Annotated in this window: 15 protein-coding genes; 1 reads left to right on the forward strand and 14 read right to left on the reverse strand. The window is 56.6% G+C overall.

Annotation, left to right across the window (positions count from 1 at the left end; genetic code table 11):
- Positions 1-139: 139 nt before the first annotated feature.
- The 10 genes from HMPREF7545_RS00800 to HMPREF7545_RS00845 form a co-directional block, all read right to left on the reverse strand.
- Positions 140-1,141 carry a glycosyltransferase family 9 protein gene (locus HMPREF7545_RS00800; RefSeq protein ID WP_006693756.1) on the reverse strand — a complete coding sequence of 334 codons (1,002 nt, stop codon included), beginning with the start codon at positions 1,139-1,141 and terminating at the stop codon, positions 140-142.
- Positions 1,142-1,175: 34 nt separating this feature from the next.
- Complete coding sequence (locus tag HMPREF7545_RS00805) at positions 1,176-1,931, reverse strand: glycosyltransferase family 2 protein (RefSeq protein ID WP_006693757.1); 756 nt, start codon at positions 1,929-1,931, stop codon at positions 1,176-1,178.
- Positions 1,932-1,967: 36 nt separating this feature from the next.
- Positions 1,968-3,404 carry an undecaprenyl-phosphate galactose phosphotransferase WbaP gene (gene wbaP, locus HMPREF7545_RS00810; RefSeq protein WP_050752671.1) on the reverse strand — a complete coding sequence of 479 codons (1,437 nt, stop codon included), beginning with the start codon at positions 3,402-3,404 and terminating at the stop codon, positions 1,968-1,970.
- Between the two features lie 41 nt (positions 3,405-3,445).
- Positions 3,446-4,387: an AEC family transporter gene (locus HMPREF7545_RS00815; RefSeq protein WP_006693759.1), complete on the reverse strand. Its 942-nt coding sequence runs from the start codon at positions 4,385-4,387 to the stop codon at positions 3,446-3,448.
- Positions 4,388-4,508: 121 nt separating this feature from the next.
- On the reverse strand, positions 4,509-5,288 hold the full coding sequence (locus tag HMPREF7545_RS00820) for a histidinol-phosphatase HisJ family protein (RefSeq protein WP_006693760.1): 780 nt from the start codon (positions 5,286-5,288) through the stop codon (positions 4,509-4,511).
- 2 nt (positions 5,289-5,290) lie between these two features.
- Positions 5,291-6,169, reverse strand: a complete 879-nt coding sequence (rsmA, locus tag HMPREF7545_RS00825) for a 16S rRNA (adenine(1518)-N(6)/adenine(1519)-N(6))-dimethyltransferase RsmA (RefSeq protein ID WP_006693761.1) — start codon at positions 6,167-6,169, stop codon at positions 5,291-5,293.
- Positions 6,166-6,705, reverse strand: coding sequence for a ribonuclease M5 (rnmV, locus tag HMPREF7545_RS00830; protein ID WP_006693762.1), 540 nt, complete (start codon positions 6,703-6,705; stop codon positions 6,166-6,168). The genes rsmA and rnmV overlap by 4 nt, the downstream gene beginning before the upstream one ends.
- The gene (locus tag HMPREF7545_RS00835; RefSeq protein WP_040571072.1) at positions 6,702-7,373 is read right to left on the reverse strand and encodes a dTMP kinase; all 672 of its coding nucleotides are present in this window, start codon (positions 7,371-7,373) and stop codon (positions 6,702-6,704) included. Before HMPREF7545_RS00835 ends, rnmV begins: the two co-directional genes overlap by 4 nt.
- Before the next feature lie 2 nt (positions 7,374-7,375).
- Positions 7,376-8,830 carry an aminotransferase class I/II-fold pyridoxal phosphate-dependent enzyme gene (locus tag HMPREF7545_RS00840; RefSeq protein ID WP_006693764.1) on the reverse strand — a complete coding sequence of 485 codons (1,455 nt, stop codon included), beginning with the start codon at positions 8,828-8,830 and terminating at the stop codon, positions 7,376-7,378.
- Positions 8,827-10,083 carry a sensor histidine kinase gene (locus HMPREF7545_RS00845; RefSeq protein ID WP_040571073.1) on the reverse strand — a complete coding sequence of 419 codons (1,257 nt, stop codon included), beginning with the start codon at positions 10,081-10,083 and terminating at the stop codon, positions 8,827-8,829. Before HMPREF7545_RS00845 ends, HMPREF7545_RS00840 begins: the two co-directional genes overlap by 4 nt.
- Before the next feature lie 159 nt (positions 10,084-10,242).
- On the opposite strand from HMPREF7545_RS00845, the gene HMPREF7545_RS00850 reads away from it, so the two are divergent.
- The gene (locus tag HMPREF7545_RS00850; RefSeq protein ID WP_040571074.1) at positions 10,243-10,701 is read left to right on the forward strand and encodes a nitrous oxide-stimulated promoter family protein; all 459 of its coding nucleotides are present in this window, start codon (positions 10,243-10,245) and stop codon (positions 10,699-10,701) included.
- Positions 10,702-10,753: 52 nt separating this feature from the next.
- On the opposite strand, the gene HMPREF7545_RS00855 is transcribed toward HMPREF7545_RS00850, so the two are convergent.
- The 4 genes from HMPREF7545_RS00855 to whiA form a co-directional block, all read right to left on the reverse strand.
- Complete coding sequence (locus tag HMPREF7545_RS00855) at positions 10,754-11,317, reverse strand: methyl-accepting chemotaxis protein (protein WP_006693767.1); 564 nt, start codon at positions 11,315-11,317, stop codon at positions 10,754-10,756.
- Positions 11,318-11,379: 62 nt separating this feature from the next.
- Positions 11,380-12,615 carry a hypothetical protein gene (locus HMPREF7545_RS00860; RefSeq protein ID WP_006693768.1) on the reverse strand — a complete coding sequence of 412 codons (1,236 nt, stop codon included), beginning with the start codon at positions 12,613-12,615 and terminating at the stop codon, positions 11,380-11,382.
- Between the two features lie 25 nt (positions 12,616-12,640).
- Positions 12,641-13,507: a polysaccharide deacetylase family protein gene (locus HMPREF7545_RS00865; protein WP_155812195.1), complete on the reverse strand. Its 867-nt coding sequence runs from the start codon at positions 13,505-13,507 to the stop codon at positions 12,641-12,643.
- Positions 13,504-14,433, reverse strand: coding sequence for a DNA-binding protein WhiA (whiA, locus tag HMPREF7545_RS00870; RefSeq protein ID WP_006693770.1), 930 nt, complete (start codon positions 14,431-14,433; stop codon positions 13,504-13,506). The genes HMPREF7545_RS00865 and whiA overlap by 4 nt, the downstream gene beginning before the upstream one ends.

Below are 14,433 nucleotides of genomic sequence, written 5' to 3' on the forward strand. Positions count from 1 at the left end.
GCACCTAAAAACTTCAAAATACGGCTGTGCATTGCAATGCACTTCTGACCGCCATCCGAAATCGGGTAATTTTTTCGCGTCATAATTTGCAGGACAGTTTTCATTTAATCCTTCCTTAAACGCAGTATTTTCTCAGACATTATCTACATAAAAGCGTATAGGCAAGCTGTGCCACATCCTCTGCATCGATGCTGCGAATACACCTATAATCCGTACACTTCGGTTTATTGTAACATGGCCAATATTCACAATCAAATTTTCCTGTCACGACGCTGCTGAGAGGAGTCTGCCAAATATGAAAATCATTAGCTCCATTCAACATTATACTGCGGACGCCTAAACTGTAAGAAGCGTGAACAGCGAAACTATCCAAACAAATAAGCAAATCAATGTGCCGAAGCTCTTCTAAAAAAAATTGCAGTTCTCCCGCAATGATATTGGAACTCTGATCAATCTCGATATTTTCTTCGAGAATTGCTCGTTCTGCGGGGGAACAAAAGAATTGTACAACACAGCCTTTTTCAAGCAATAATCTATACAATCTATCCCATTTTTCCCACTCCCATAATCTGCATTTCTGGCTGGCAAAAGGGTGTATTCCAATAATTGGAGGGGAAGCACATAGCCCGTTGGGTTCCTGCGTCCATTTTTGAACATCTAAATACTTTAGTAAATATGCAAGTTGGATATAGACATTTACCATATCCTTCGGTATGACGACAGGCTCAACAAGGAACGATAAGCCTCGGCGAATCAGATGATTGAAGGGATGCCCCTGCTCTCGCTCAATACTGATTATCCTTTTCGGATGAACCAACCACAAAAGAAATCTCTCGCGAAAATCTCCCATTGTATCAATTGCAAGGTCATAACGTTCCTTACGGAGTGTCCATATCGTTCTTGCAAGTGTGATGATATTCCATGACTTCATTCCAGCGATGGGAAATCCGGAATGGTAGACTTTATGAATTCGTGTGTTTCTTGAAAATATATCTGCAAACTGCCGCTTTGCCCAGAGATCAATTTGCTCTTCCGGATGCCCTACACCGTACTGAAAGATCAGTGTGTTCTTTATTATCGCATCGCCAAAATTTCTCGCTTCGAGAAACAACACCTTTCTGCACTGTCTTACATCAGACATGTATCCCAATCTCCCAAATACAATATTCTATAAATCATGTAAAACTAACAGAAAAGAAATATTTCACGAACTCCCATCCATATGCTTCAAAAAGATAGAGTCTGCTGTACCCATTTCTTTGATAGGCACGAGCCTTTTCAGAGGCACGTTCCAGCATTTTTGAAAAATTGGCATTGATGCTTGTTCCGCCGGCTTGAAAATAAGCTATAACTTCATCTCCTGGAAATATAACAATTTTAATGGGGAGTTTTCGAACCTTTAAGAACCAATCAAAATCCGCATATGCTTTAAACTGCAAATCAAAGGGGTAATTTAAGTATAACTCTCTCTTTGCAAAGCTGCTGGGATGATTCCAATTTCGGCTGGAAACAAAAGTGTCAAGGCGCGATTTCTTTTTTAGAATTTCTCCTTTTGCCCCCATATATTGAATTGTTCCATATGCAAAATCAAAAGGCGCCTCGGCATATGTTTTCTGTACTGTCTTCAGGGCAGTCGGTGTATACCAGTCGTCTGCATTCAAGAAAGCAATGTACTCCCCTTTTGCAAGCAAAACACCTTTGTTAAAAGCATCGTATATTCCACTATCTTTTTCCGAAACAAGGCTGTATATTATCCCCGCATTTTCAAATGCAGCGCGATAGGACTCCGCGATTTTTAGTGTGCGATCGGAAGACAGGCCGTCAATAATAAGATATTCATATGGTTTTACATCCTGCGTCAATACTGATTCAATTGTTCTCTTTATGGTATTTTCGCCATTATACACAGAAGTAATTACCGTGATTTTCATATAATTATGCTCCCAGCCCCTTCACGATCTCCACGTTTAATACGCACCTTTTCCCGTGAATACCGTCTTCACAGTCTTGAAGAGGTACACAAGGTCAATCCAGATCGACCAGTTGCGAACGTACCAGGTATCCATCGCAACACGCTCTTCGTAAGTAGTGTCGCTGCGCCCGTTGACCTGCCAGATTCCGGTGATGCCCGGAGGAACCATGTAGTATTCCTTGATGTTTTCTCCGTAGCGCTCTATCTCCTGCGTCACGATCGGGCGCGGTCCCACGAGGCTCATATCGCCCCATAGGACGTTCCAGAGCTGAGGCAGTTCATCCAGACTGGTTCTGCGCAGGAACGCTCCCAGTTTTGTGACGCGCGGATCATGGGTCAGCTTAAAGGATTTTTCCCACTCCCGCCGTGCAGCCGGGTTCTCTGCAAGATACTCCTCCAAACGGTGCTGCGCATCCGATACCATCGTCTGAAACTTGTAGCACGGAAAGAGTTTTCCATGCTGCCCGACACGCCGGTGGGCAAAGATCACGCGGCCTTTGTTGTCAATCCCGACAATGATGCACAGGACGAGCAGAAAGGGCAGGATGAGCAGGCCTCCGCAAATTGTTGCAGTGAGATCAAACAACCTCTTGGCAAAGCGGTTTCGCTTGCGGGCAAGGTTGTTGCGGATACTCAGCATAAACACCTTTTCGGTGTAAAAAGGCTCCACGCCGATGTTTCCGAGCGGAAGTGCCAGCAAATCCGGCACAAACAGGACATCACGAACGAGCGGCTGGATTCTGGAGATCAGTTGTCCCAAGCGTTCACTTTGCAGTCCCGGTGCCGTGATGATGACCGTATCGACGCCGGAACTGCGGATGATGGTCTCGGCGTCTGCCAGTGTGCCCATCAGCTGGAATTGCTGCGGCAGCGTCTTGGAGATCGGATGGTCGTCGAGAATGCCGATGACCTCGTAGCGGTACCCGAGATCCCCGTCGAAAAAGTGAAGGACCTGTTCCGCTGTCTTTCCTGCACCGATCAGGATGACGGGCTTTGTCAGCGTATGCGTTGCTTTCAGGAGCTTTAGGAGAATATAGCGCACTGCATAGATACTGAGCAGTGCGAGACAGCCGAACAGCACAACATAGAGGCGCGACGCGAGCAGTCCCGCCTGCATGAAGTAGAGTGCCAGAATGCACGCAATCATCGAGTAGAGCACAGCGTAAAAGATCTTGCGCACAGTCTCGAGGACAGGCTGCATCTTCGTATACGTCTGCATTCCCCACAAGAACGCAATGAATACGAGCGGTATCCAAAAAAGGAGATAGGAGAACGGCACGTAGAAGGTGCGCCCAACAATCATCCCGTATATTTCATGCAGTTCAAACGCCATTTTCTCCGCGAACAGAATGGCGAGATAATCGAAGGCCATAAAAAGGAGGGGAGCACATAATCTGCGCATGCGAGCCGACATCTGCGATCTCGTTTGCATGAATGTACTCCCCTCCCTTCATGTCTAAGGAAAATGACTGTTTAAAAAAGCTCCAACGTCTTGAGCAGAAATAGCCATCCAAAGATGGTAAAGCAGGACAATGCGCTGCTGTATACGACACAGTTGCCGGCGAGCTCGGCATCCGCCCGCATCTGCTGCGCCATGGCAAATCCTGCAACAGCACAGGGCGTGGCAAATATGGCGACGAGCGTGACGAGTTCCACACCCCGGAAGCCGAGTGCGATCGCGAGTGTAAGCATAATCACCGGCACAAGGATCAGACGCGATACCAGGCAAAAGACAAGCTGGCGCAGGTGCTTGCGGAAGCTGCCACCACGGAAGGAGGCCCCGAGGATGATAAGTGCCACGGGTGTCGTAGCCGCCGCGATCTGTGCCACGGGTTTCAGCACGGGGGCAGGGATCGGCAGCTCCGCGAGACGACAGAGACCCCCTGCGATCGCACCCATAATCATAGGATTCATTAGTACGCCGCGCAGGATCGGCAGGAGATCGAACCGTCCGCCGCGAAAGGTCTCGAGAACGAGCACGCCGAGGACGTTGTAGAGCGGAACGATCGCAGCGACCATCATCGTTGGTATAGCGAGCACCGCATCGCCGAAAATATTGCTGATGAGAGGGATGCCCATGAGCACGAAGTTGCTGCGAAAAATCGCCTGGATCATCGGCCCGCGCCGTGCATTGTCCACCTCAATCCGACAGACGATGATACCGAAGACAAGCGCCGTGAGGAGCACACCGCCCGCGCCGAAAAGCATCAGTTCCGGCTGAAACGCCGTTCCCGGATCGGAGACATAGATGTTGTAGAACATCATGAAGAAGAAGAACACCTGGAACACCATGCGGTTCACATGCAGGAGTTCCTCCTCCGTGAGCAGACGCGACCGCTTTATAAAAACGCCCACGGCCATCAGGCAGAACAAGGGGACGACGCCGCCAAGCGCGACAAAAAAATTGCTGAGCATAAAAAAAGCGCCTCCCCATCCATTGTCCTATATTATAACAGGAAAGGACAGGAGAGGCAACGGATAAAAGCCCGGCCCGCGGCGACGGATTGCCTGTATCTTCACGCATTGCGGAGAATCTTTATGCACACAGACGCATCTTCCGTTCACGGAATGTGACGACCTGCAGATCGAACGCGCGGGCAAGCTCCTGCGCGCACGCGTAATGGTTCCCGACAGCATTCGGAACATGGGCGTCCGATCCGATGGTAACAGCCCGCCCGCCGAGTTCGCGGTAGCGCCGATAGACGGGTGCGAGTTCCTTGATGCCGCGCGGTGCACCGAGACGGCGCGTATTGATCTCGATGACAGTATCGGTCTCGACGAGTGCGCGCAGAACGGCATCCACATCGTCGCTAAATTCTCCATAGGAGATCTCGGGATTCTCGAACGGCGCATTGCGCGCTATGTAGTCGATATGTGCAAGCACATTGATGAAAGGATGTGCATAGATCTCGTCGCGCATGACGGTAAAGTACTCATGGTACATTTCCGCCTTTGCACGCCCCTCAAAGGTCTCGGCAAAATATAAATCTTTCACGTCCAGAAAGTGAATGGAACCGAGCACAAAATCAAACGGAACGCGCTGCAAAAACGCGGCATTTTTCGCGCGCGCACTTGCCATCATTCCCATCTCGACGCCGAGCGAAAGGTTCCCCTCCGCCCGCAGAGGCTCATATGCCGCCCAGTATTCCTCTGGATTGAAGATAAACTCCTCCGCCCCTGCCGCGGGGTAGTCGTAGTCCAGATGCTCGGTAAAGACGAGCCCGAGCCCCTGCTTCTCCGCCGCCGTCAGCGCCTCCGCCGCCGTCATCTCTGCATCGGCAGAAAATGCCGTATGGATATGGCTGTCAAAAAACATTGTTACGCCTCCCGCATTTCCAGATCTCCAACAGCGTCAGACAAACGCGCAAAGTCCGCAAGAGAGAGCTGCTCGCCGCGTGTATTCTCCGCAATCCCTGCCGCCGAGAGTCCTGCACGGCTCATCTCCTTCGTCAGCCCTGCACCCGTCAGCGCGTTGAGGAGCATCTTGCGCCGCTGTCCGAATGCGGCGCGGATCAGTCGGAAAAAGAGTTTTTCATCGGCCGGCGCAGCGGCCGGCGTCTCCCGCACGCGGCAGGCGACGACCGCACTCGTAACCTCGGGCGCAGGCATGAACGCACGCGGCGGCACATCCATGACTATGCGCGGCTCGGTGAAATACTGCACGGCAATCGAAAGTGCGCCGTAGTCCTTTGATCCGGGGCGTGCCGTCATACGGACAGCGACCTCCTTCTGCACCATCGTGACAAGGCGCTCGATCGGCAGGCGCTGTTCGAGCAGCGTCATGATGATCGGCGTCGTGATGTAGTAGGGCAGATTTGCAGCGACCTTAAAGCGCTCGCCCTCCTTTAGTCCGAGGATTTCCGGGATATTCAGCTTCAGGATGTCCCCCGGCACAATCGTGACATTGTCATAGCCCTTCAGCGTCTCGGCAAGCACGCGCGGCAGTTTCTTGTCAATCTCAACGGCGACGACCCGCGCACCGGTCTCAGCAAGGCCCTGGGTGAGCGTTCCGATGCCGGGTCCGATCTCGAGCACCGTATCTCCCGGCGCGAGTTCCGCGGCCTCCACAATGCCGCGCACGACGCCGACATCTATGAGAAAGTTCTGCCCGAGCCGCTTGCTCGCACGCAGGCGAAATGCGTTCAGGATGTGGCGCGTGACCTTTGGATTGGCAATGACGGGAATTCCTGCGTTCATGACAGCTCCTCCATTGCAGATTCAAATTCATCGCGCGTAATCCCATAGGTATTGAGGCGCCGCAGAAAAGTCTTGGCATTCGCAAAGCCGATCCCGAGACGCCGGCCGAGGAATGCGCGCCGTACGGCAGCATCCTGTGTTCCCGTGAGTCCGCAGGTCATCATATCACTCATGGAAAAAAGAGGCTCCGGACGCTCCATCGGCGTACGAACGAGCGCGAGCGCCGCACGGATAGCGGCAGGATTTGCCTGCTCTACGCCGATATCTCCATCGTTCACATTCGTCGCATCCTCGACAGGAATGAAGGCGTGCTTTGCACGCGGGAACATCCCGATCAGCCGCGCGCGGATGCGTTCGCCGACGGTATCGGGATCGGTGAGGATAATGATGCCGCGTTTTTCGTAGGCGGCGCGAATGTTCTTGATCGCGGAATTCCGCAGGCGAAATCCGTCGGTGATGATGCAGTCCGCCTCAACCGCGCGCCGCACGGCAGCAATGTCCATCTTCCCCTCGACAACGATGACTTCTTTGATCACAGCCGCCTCACAGCTTCCCCGTACAGTTTCTCGTGAATTGCCTCAATCGGCAGCGGTGCACCATCCGTACTCGAAGGGATGCGCACCCAGCCGTAGCGCTCGGCGAGGAGGACATAGGCGGCATGTGCACGTTCGAGATAAGCGGCGTCGCGCTCGTGGATGTCGGGTGCTGCGCCCTTCTCCTTTGCCCGCATGGCGATCAGATGATCCGCCGCGCACGGCTCCATATCGAGGAAGAACACGGCATCCGGCACAGGCAGCCCCATCTTGCGGAACTCGAGATCGTAGAGCCAGTCGAGATATGCGTCCCGCTCCGCTGCGTCTCCGATCTTCACTGCTTGATGCACCATATTCGAGGTCGTATAGCGGTCAGCGAGGATAACAGCACCATCCTCGTAGTCCTTCCCCCACTTCATCCGATAGGAGGCATAGCGGTCCACGGCAAAAAAAGTCGAGGCAGCATAGGCATTCACATCATCCGCATGCGTACCGAAATCTCCGCGCAGATACATGCGCACAAGCATGGACGAATCCGCCTCATAGTCGGGAAAGGCAACGGGCACAACGCGGCGCCCCTCCCGCACAAGCCGCTCTGCGAGCATGCGTGTCTGCGTTTCCTTGCCCGAGCCGTCCCCCGCCTCAATGATAAAAAGCTTTCCTTTTGCCATCGTCATCCTTCCGCAATCACCGTCACCGTCCGAAGAGACATATCCGCCGCACCGACAACGTGTGCACCGACCGCACGCATGGCACGCAGGTAGCGAAGCGTCTCCTGATCAATCACATCGCCGGGCGCAAGCACGGGAATCCCCGGCGGATAGAACATGATCGTCTCCGCCGCCGTACGCCCCGCGGCAGATTCCGCCGCAATGCATTCGCTGCGCGCAAAATATGCGTCCCGCGGCGAGAGTGCCGTCTGCGGCAGAGGCGGCAGCGCAAGAAATGCTGTCTCCGACCCGCGTGACGTACACACGGGAGCATTGCGTTGCGCCATGCTCCGGAGCGCAGCGAGCAGCAGTTCTGCCTCCCGTTCTCCGTCCGCATAGGAGAGCAGAAAGAGCACATTGCGCGCATCGGCAAGCTCGCAGGCAATGCCGCGCCGCCGCAGTTCCTCCTCCGCAGCAAAGCCCGTCATCCCGAGGCCTGTAACCTGCACCGTGATCTTCGTCGGATCGAGCGCTGCCGCCCCTGCCGTGCCCATATACTCCGGCCCGAACGACCAGAGTCCCTCGATCTCATTGATCCGGCGGCGCAGCTCCCCGGCCAGACGGATGGCGGAGGCGAGGCGTCCCCGCCCCTCCTCCGCCATCTGTGCCCGCGCTGTGTCGAGCGAGGCGAGCAGGACCTCATTCGGACTCGTTGACTGCATGATCCCCGATGCCGCACGAATGCGCTCTGCTGGCACACGTCCGCCGCGCGCCAGCAGCATGGAGGTCTGCGTCAACGAACCGAGCAGCTTATGCGTGCTCTCCGCCGAGAGGTCTGCCCCCGCCGTCATTGCAGACGGCGGCAGCGCGTCCGAGAAGGCGAAATGCGGCCCGTGCGCCGCGTCCGTGAGGAGCAGCATATCATGCGCATGCAGGAACTCTGCGATCGCCGCCAGCTCTGTCGCCACGCCGTAATACGTCGGATAGACAAGGAGTGCCGCGCGCGCCTCGGGGTGTTTCCGCACGGCATCCTTCACCGCCCCGAGCGATATGCCCATCGCAATGCCGAGGCGCGTATCGATCTCCGGCTGCAGCCAGACGGGCCGCACCCCCGTGAGAATCATCGCACCGACGACGGACCGGTGCGCATTGCGCGGCACGAGGAGCACATCGCCGGGCGCAAGCGCCGCCATCAGCATGGTATGAATCGCGCCCGTCGTCCCGTTCACCATGAAATATGCCGCATCCGCACCGTACGTCTCTGCCGCCAGTTCCTCCGCCGTGCGGATACAGCCCGTCGGCGTATGGAGATCGTCGAGTTCCGACGTCAACGAGACATCAGCGCGCAGCCCTTCCTCTGTAAAGAAGCGGCGCAGCAGCAGATGGGCGCCGCGTCCGCCCTTATGCCCCGGCGTGTGGAACGGCAGGACGCCGCATCCCGCGTAGCGGAGCACCGCCTCCGCAAGCGGCGCGCTCACCGATCCTCCGCCAAGCGATTCTCCACGCGCAAATGTACCTTTGTCCCCTTGCCCGGCTCAGAGAGGATCTGGATCGCCGCGCCGATGATCTTGGCACGCTCCTCCATGCCGATCATACCGAAATGGCGCCCCCGCTGCCGGCGCTGCGTCTCCATATCGAGCGCATCGTCTGCATCCTCCGGCTCCTCCACACGGCGATTCGGATCGAATCCTACGCCGTCGTCCGCGATGAGCACCGTGAGTGCCTGATCCGTGTAGTGCATGCGCACACGCACCTTGTCGGTCTTGGCATGGTGAACGACATTGTTCAGTGCCTCCTGCACAATGCGGAAGATCGCGATCTCCACATGTTTTGGAAGCGCGTAATACGTCCCCTCGAGGCTGAATGTCCCGCGGAGCTTCCCGCGCTCGCCGAACAGCCGGACGAGCTGCTCCACCGCCTGCGGCAGCCCGAGATCGTCAAGCGCCATCGGACGCATGTCGAAGATGATCTGCCGCACGCCCGTCAGACATCCTCGGATCTCCTCGCGCAGCTCAACGAGCGTTTTCTTTGCCTCCGCCATGTCCTGGTCCATCAGCCGCTCCGTGATTGTTGTCGTAAATAGGGCATTCGCCAAGTCCTGCGCAGGACCGTCATGGAGCTCGCGCGAGATACGGTAGCGCTCCTCCTCTGTCGCCTTGATGATGCGTGCGCCGACAAATTTATCCTTCTGCACCGCCTCGATCTTCCATATAACTCCGCTGACCTGCGTGCTGAGATAGCTGAGAACCGATCCGATGGAAAGCGCCATGTGCTCGGCACGCTCCACCACCGTAAAGAGATAGCGCAGGCGGATCTCGAGCTTGTCGCGCTCCACGCGCATCGCCTGCTCCTTCTCGCGCTCAATCGCGAGGTTGATCTGGATGATCGAGACCGCCTCATAGCTCTTTCGGATCTCCTCCTCCGTATGCTCGGAGAAGTTCCGGCTCACCTCGGCAAGCCGCTGCTTCGCCCGCTGCTCATCCGCCGCGAGGGCGTCCACGCGCGCGATCGTATCCGCGACGTTCTTCTTGAGCTCTGCAAGCCGGTCCCGTGCCTCGTCTACCTCATTGCGCGTATTTTGATAGATGTCAAAAATCTGCGTCTTATTGTCCTCGATCGTGTCGATCGTATTGGTCAGGAGCCTGCGCAGCTGTCCTTCCTCAAGGCCCTCTTCGATCCGCTCGTCTGCCAAATCGGCACGCGCATGGCGCTGTTTCTTACTCGTACGCATCCGTCCCCTCCTGCACTCTGTCATGCGCCTATTGTACCCCATTTCCCCGTAAAAGTCACGCAGACTTCTCCCTTGCATTTTTCTTAAAAAATCGGTAAAATGACCAAATGGAGAGAAAACATATCCACAACAGATAAAACGAAAGCACAGGTGATCCGCATGAGCATATTCTCACGCTTCCTCCCGAAGCGCAAACCGCCAGAACTTAAAAACAACATCCCGAAGGAGAAGGAGAACATCCGCAAGACCTTCGGCGTCTACTGCAAAAATCATCACGGCGGCAGGAACGGGAAGCTCTGCCCGAGCTGCACCGCGCTCCTCGCCACCGTCTTTACAAAGATGGATCGTTGTCCCTACGGCATCACAAAGCCGATCTGCGACCGCTGCGACCGTCCGTGTTTCGGCACGAAGGCGACGCAGGAATTCCTCGCCATTATGAGCAGCTCCCAGCGCGGCATGTTCCTGCGCCACCCCATCATGACGATCCGGCACAAGATCGCCGGCATGGGCGTGAACTACGCGAAATACCAGCGGGACAAAAAGACCAGCGAAAAGCTGAAAGCGAGAGAGCAGGCCGCAAAAACACGCGCAAAGGAAAAAGAGAAAAAAACAACATAAAAGGAACCTCCCGGAATGAAACGGGAGGTTCCTTTTACATTTCAGTCCCCTGTTATGCCAGCTTCTTGATATAGTCCTTGAGCTCTTCTGCCGCATGCGTCACACGCGAAAGATTCGCCGTAATCTCCTGCGTCGACGCCGCCTGCTGCTCGCTGATCGCGCCCGTCGTCTCGATGGATCTCGAGATATCCTCGACTGCGCGGTTCATCTCGTTGAGCGTTACCTGAATGCGCTCCGTTGCCTCGCGTGACTGCTCGGCAAGCTTGCGCACCTCCTCCGCCACGACCGCGAAGCCGCGTCCCTGCTCGCCGGCGCGCGCCGCCTCAATCGCCGCATTCAGGCCGAGCAGATTCGTCTGGCCCGCGATATTCGTGATAAAATCGATCACCTTGATCGTGTCGGCATTGCGCTCCTCCAGGAACTTCGCCTGCTTGACCGACTCCTGACCTGCGCTCGCGAGTTCTGTCGCGCTCTGCGCAACCTGCTCGATCGCCGCGTAAACCGTCTGCGTTGATGTGGCGATCTGCTCAACCGCTTCAAGCAGGCGCTCGTGGTCAATCTTTGTCTCTTCTGCCATTTTCTCTCCCTCTCTGATCCACCCTGATAATGATGTCATATACGCTGTCTGCTATCGTTTTAATTCAACATATATGAGAAAAAACCTTCCAAGACAAAAAATTATCTCTGATCTTCCGGCATGAGGATAATGTTCACCGGCAGGTTGGATGCGCCGGGCGGCGAGTACTCGAACTGCACGGACTGATCGCTCGAATATGTGCCGAGATCGGCGAGCTCCGTGTACTCTGTGAGCAGCAGCCGCCCCTCCGCACGCGCCTGTGCCGCCTGTGCGGATTCCGGGCGCGTCTGATCGCCGAAATACGGACGGAGCGACGGCGTCTCCACGAGGCGCTTCTTTGTCCCGCTCACCGCACGAATGGCACCTGCATAGACACCTCCGAGCGGGCTGAGAAAGTATCGCGTCTGCACGCGCCCTGCCGTTGGTATATTGATCTGATAGAGGATGCCGTAGTTGCCGTAGTTGACGACCGCAGTGCCGTCTGTCGCATCGACGCCGCTGCGGTAGGTATCGTGCACATTGTCGCCGATAGGGAAGTAGACCGCCCCGTCGCGGGCCGGATAATAGACCTTCCCCGAAGTGACGATGCGGTTCATCCCGCGGAACGTTCCGCGCAGCGCAATCTCATCGCGCGGAAGCACGTGGGCCGTACGAAGGAATGCAAATGGGTCGACGTCGGCGCCGTACATGATGACAGAGACCCGTACGGGGGCGCTCGCATGGAAATCATAGACGCCGTAAACCAGCTCCCCCGGTGCGAGAACGGTTTCATCCATCGCAGGTGCGAGCAGGCGCGGGCGCTCCTTTGTCACATGGATGCGCTCACTCATCTCCTGCGGGTCAAAGTAGCCGATCTGCGTTGCCTTGCCGACATACAGATAGTCCACACTTGGCATACTTGCCGCGCCGCGGGTCACAGAGACGACTGCAAGATCCGCATCCGTCTCAAGAATAACGGCGACCTTCTTCGGCTGTGCCGTATCGTTCAGATGATAGTAGAGGATGCGTGCATCCCCATCCACCGTATCACGGTAGAGGATTCCGCTCTCCTTGACGTACTCTGGGCTGTCGGAGAAGAGCAGCGTGCCGCCCGTATCGCGGGACTCCACATCCCAGCGGCGCACCATGCGCGACGCACCGGGTGAGAATATGCTGTTCTGCGGAGGCGCCTCCGCCTTGATAATGCTGGCAACGCGGCCGCGGATGTCCACCTGTGCCGTTCCCCTTTCACGCATGATCGTCGTTCCCGCACTGTGGGGCGCCGCCCCTGCATATCCCGTCAGGCAAAGAAGCGCAAGCATCAGCATTGCTGCATCCCGAAACATTCCCTTATTCATGTCTCTGTCTTACATTCCCTTCATTTTACAGATCATCCCCGCGCAGCTTTGCCCTCAGCTGCATAAGATTGTCCCGCAGAGCCGGCGGGAGTTCCGCCATCCGCACATCCAGCCGCGCGGCAATGTCCGCCTTCATAAGGCGCAGACGGAACTCCGTCAAGCCGAAATGCGGCGGCGGGATATTGACACGGTGCAGGAGATACGGATTCGTCTCCGTATTGTTCAGTCCCGCTTCACCCGTCACCGCCGTCAGATAGTCCTCCTCCGCGAGCATCGCAACGATGCTGTCATCGTAGGCGCCGTTCGGATAGGAGAAGCTGTAGATGGTCTTCATCCCCTTCCACTCAAGCGTCAGCTTCGAGAGGCGCAGCTCATCACGCTGCTGCGCCGGCGTGAGGGTCGTGAGCGGCAGATGATTCGCTGTATGGCTGCCGATCTCCATGCCGCGCCGCTCCAGGTCGAAGAGATCCTCCCATGTCATATAGCCGGGCTGCCCGATGTCGTTCGTCACCATATAGAACACCGCCCGCATCCCGCGCTCCTCAAGCATCGGAAGGACTACACGGTGGTTGTCCTCATAGCCGTCGTCAAAGGAGAGGATAACCGGTTTCTCCGGCAGCTCCTGCTTGCCCTTGCGGGCTCGTGCATAATCCTGCGGCGTGATGGTCGTATAGCCCTCCTCCCGCAGGTAGTCGAGCTGCGCCGCAAACTCCTCCGGAGGAACGACATACGGCTCTGCGTCGGGCCGCGGATTCTCCGTCACCATATGATACTCGAGAATCGGAAATCCTGCGGGCGGCACTGCTGTCAGAATCCATACGACAAATGCACACAGCAGCAAAGAGGGCAGCGAAAAGCTCCTCCCGAACCGTCGGCCTATTCCTCTGATCAAATCGATACCTCCTCCGCCATCGCACGAATCTTCCGCAGGCGATGGCTCATCCCAGACTTACTGATGTGGCAGAGAGCGGCGAGTTCTGCCATGCTGACCTCCGGATGCATGCGCCGCATCTCGGCCGTCTCACGCAGATCCTCCGGCAGAGAGGAGAGCATTCCCACCGAATGCAGGCGTTCAATCGCCGCCAGCTGCTCTGCTGCCGCATCCACAGCACGCTGGAGGTTTGCCGTCTCGACATTGACCAGACGGTTCACCTGCGCGCGCACCTCCTTCAGATTACGTGCGACCTCGATCTCCTCCGCCGCCTCCTCCGCACCGATGAGGGAGAGAAAGTCCATGACGGCATCCCCCTCTTTGAGATAGACGACGTACGTGTCGCGCCGATCCGTCAGCCCCACCGGAAAATGCAGACGGCGCAGGAGCGTATGAAGAGCGCGCCCCATCACCGCGCTCTTCGTCGTGATCTCGAGATGACAGCTTGCCTCGGGACGGTTGACGCTGCCGCCGCCGAGAAACGCTCCGCGCAGATATGCCGCGCGACAGCATTTCCTGCGCAGGAGCGTTCGATCCGTTCCCGTACGCAGCGTTCCCCTGTCGAGGAAGCCGAGCCGTGTGAGGAGCGGCGTGACGCTCTCGCCCGCAGCGATGTTGACGATGTAGGTACGGCGGCGCAGCTGCGGCGTGCGCTCCATTGCGACCGACGTCTCGATCGCGCCGTCCATCGTGTGCAGGAGGCGGATCACGCGGCGCGCGACGGCAGCATTGTCCGCGGCAAAGCGCAGTCCGAGGCCGTGCGCCCCGTCCGTCACCATAGACGCGCCCATGCGCAGGAGCGCAGCGAGTTCTGCCGTCTGACAGCAGGAGCGGTCGGTATCTGTGCGCGAGAGCGCATTTTTTACATCCGAAGCAAACGACGGCAT

This window comes from Centipeda noxia ATCC 43541, from assembly GCF_000160555.1.
Lineage (GTDB): Bacteria > Bacillota > Negativicutes > Selenomonadales > Selenomonadaceae > Centipeda > Centipeda noxia.

Excerpts from the sequence above, each read along its gene's own strand:
- HMPREF7545_RS00855 (WP_006693767.1), bottom strand. The coding sequence starts at position 11,317 with ATGACATCATTATCAGGGTGGATCAGAGAGGGAGAGAAAATGGCAGAA.
- rsmA (WP_006693761.1), bottom strand. The coding sequence starts at position 6,169 with ATGAACGCAGGAATTCCCGTCATTGCCAATCCAAAGGTCACGCGCCAC.
- HMPREF7545_RS00815 (WP_006693759.1), bottom strand. The coding sequence starts at position 4,387 with ATGCTCAGCAATTTTTTTGTCGCGCTTGGCGGCGTCGTCCCCTTGTTC.
- whiA (WP_006693770.1), bottom strand. The coding sequence starts at position 14,433 with ATGCCGTCGTTTGCTTCGGATGTAAAAAATGCGCTCTCGCGCACAGAT.
- HMPREF7545_RS00860 (WP_006693768.1), bottom strand. The coding sequence starts at position 12,615 with ATGAATAAGGGAATGTTTCGGGATGCAGCAATGCTGATGCTTGCGCTT.
- HMPREF7545_RS00850 (WP_040571074.1), top strand. The coding sequence starts at position 10,243 with ATGAGCATATTCTCACGCTTCCTCCCGAAGCGCAAACCGCCAGAACTT.
- HMPREF7545_RS00845 (WP_040571073.1), bottom strand. The coding sequence starts at position 10,083 with ATGCGTACGAGTAAGAAACAGCGCCATGCGCGTGCCGATTTGGCAGAC.
- wbaP (WP_050752671.1), bottom strand. The coding sequence starts at position 3,404 with ATGCAAACGAGATCGCAGATGTCGGCTCGCATGCGCAGATTATGTGCT.
- HMPREF7545_RS00835 (WP_040571072.1), bottom strand. The coding sequence starts at position 7,373 with ATGGCAAAAGGAAAGCTTTTTATCATTGAGGCGGGGGACGGCTCGGGC.
- HMPREF7545_RS00805 (WP_006693757.1), bottom strand. The coding sequence starts at position 1,931 with ATGAAAATCACGGTAATTACTTCTGTGTATAATGGCGAAAATACCATA.
- HMPREF7545_RS00820 (WP_006693760.1), bottom strand. The coding sequence starts at position 5,288 with ATGTTTTTTGACAGCCATATCCATACGGCATTTTCTGCCGATGCAGAG.
- HMPREF7545_RS00800 (WP_006693756.1), bottom strand. The coding sequence starts at position 1,141 with ATGTCTGATGTAAGACAGTGCAGAAAGGTGTTGTTTCTCGAAGCGAGA.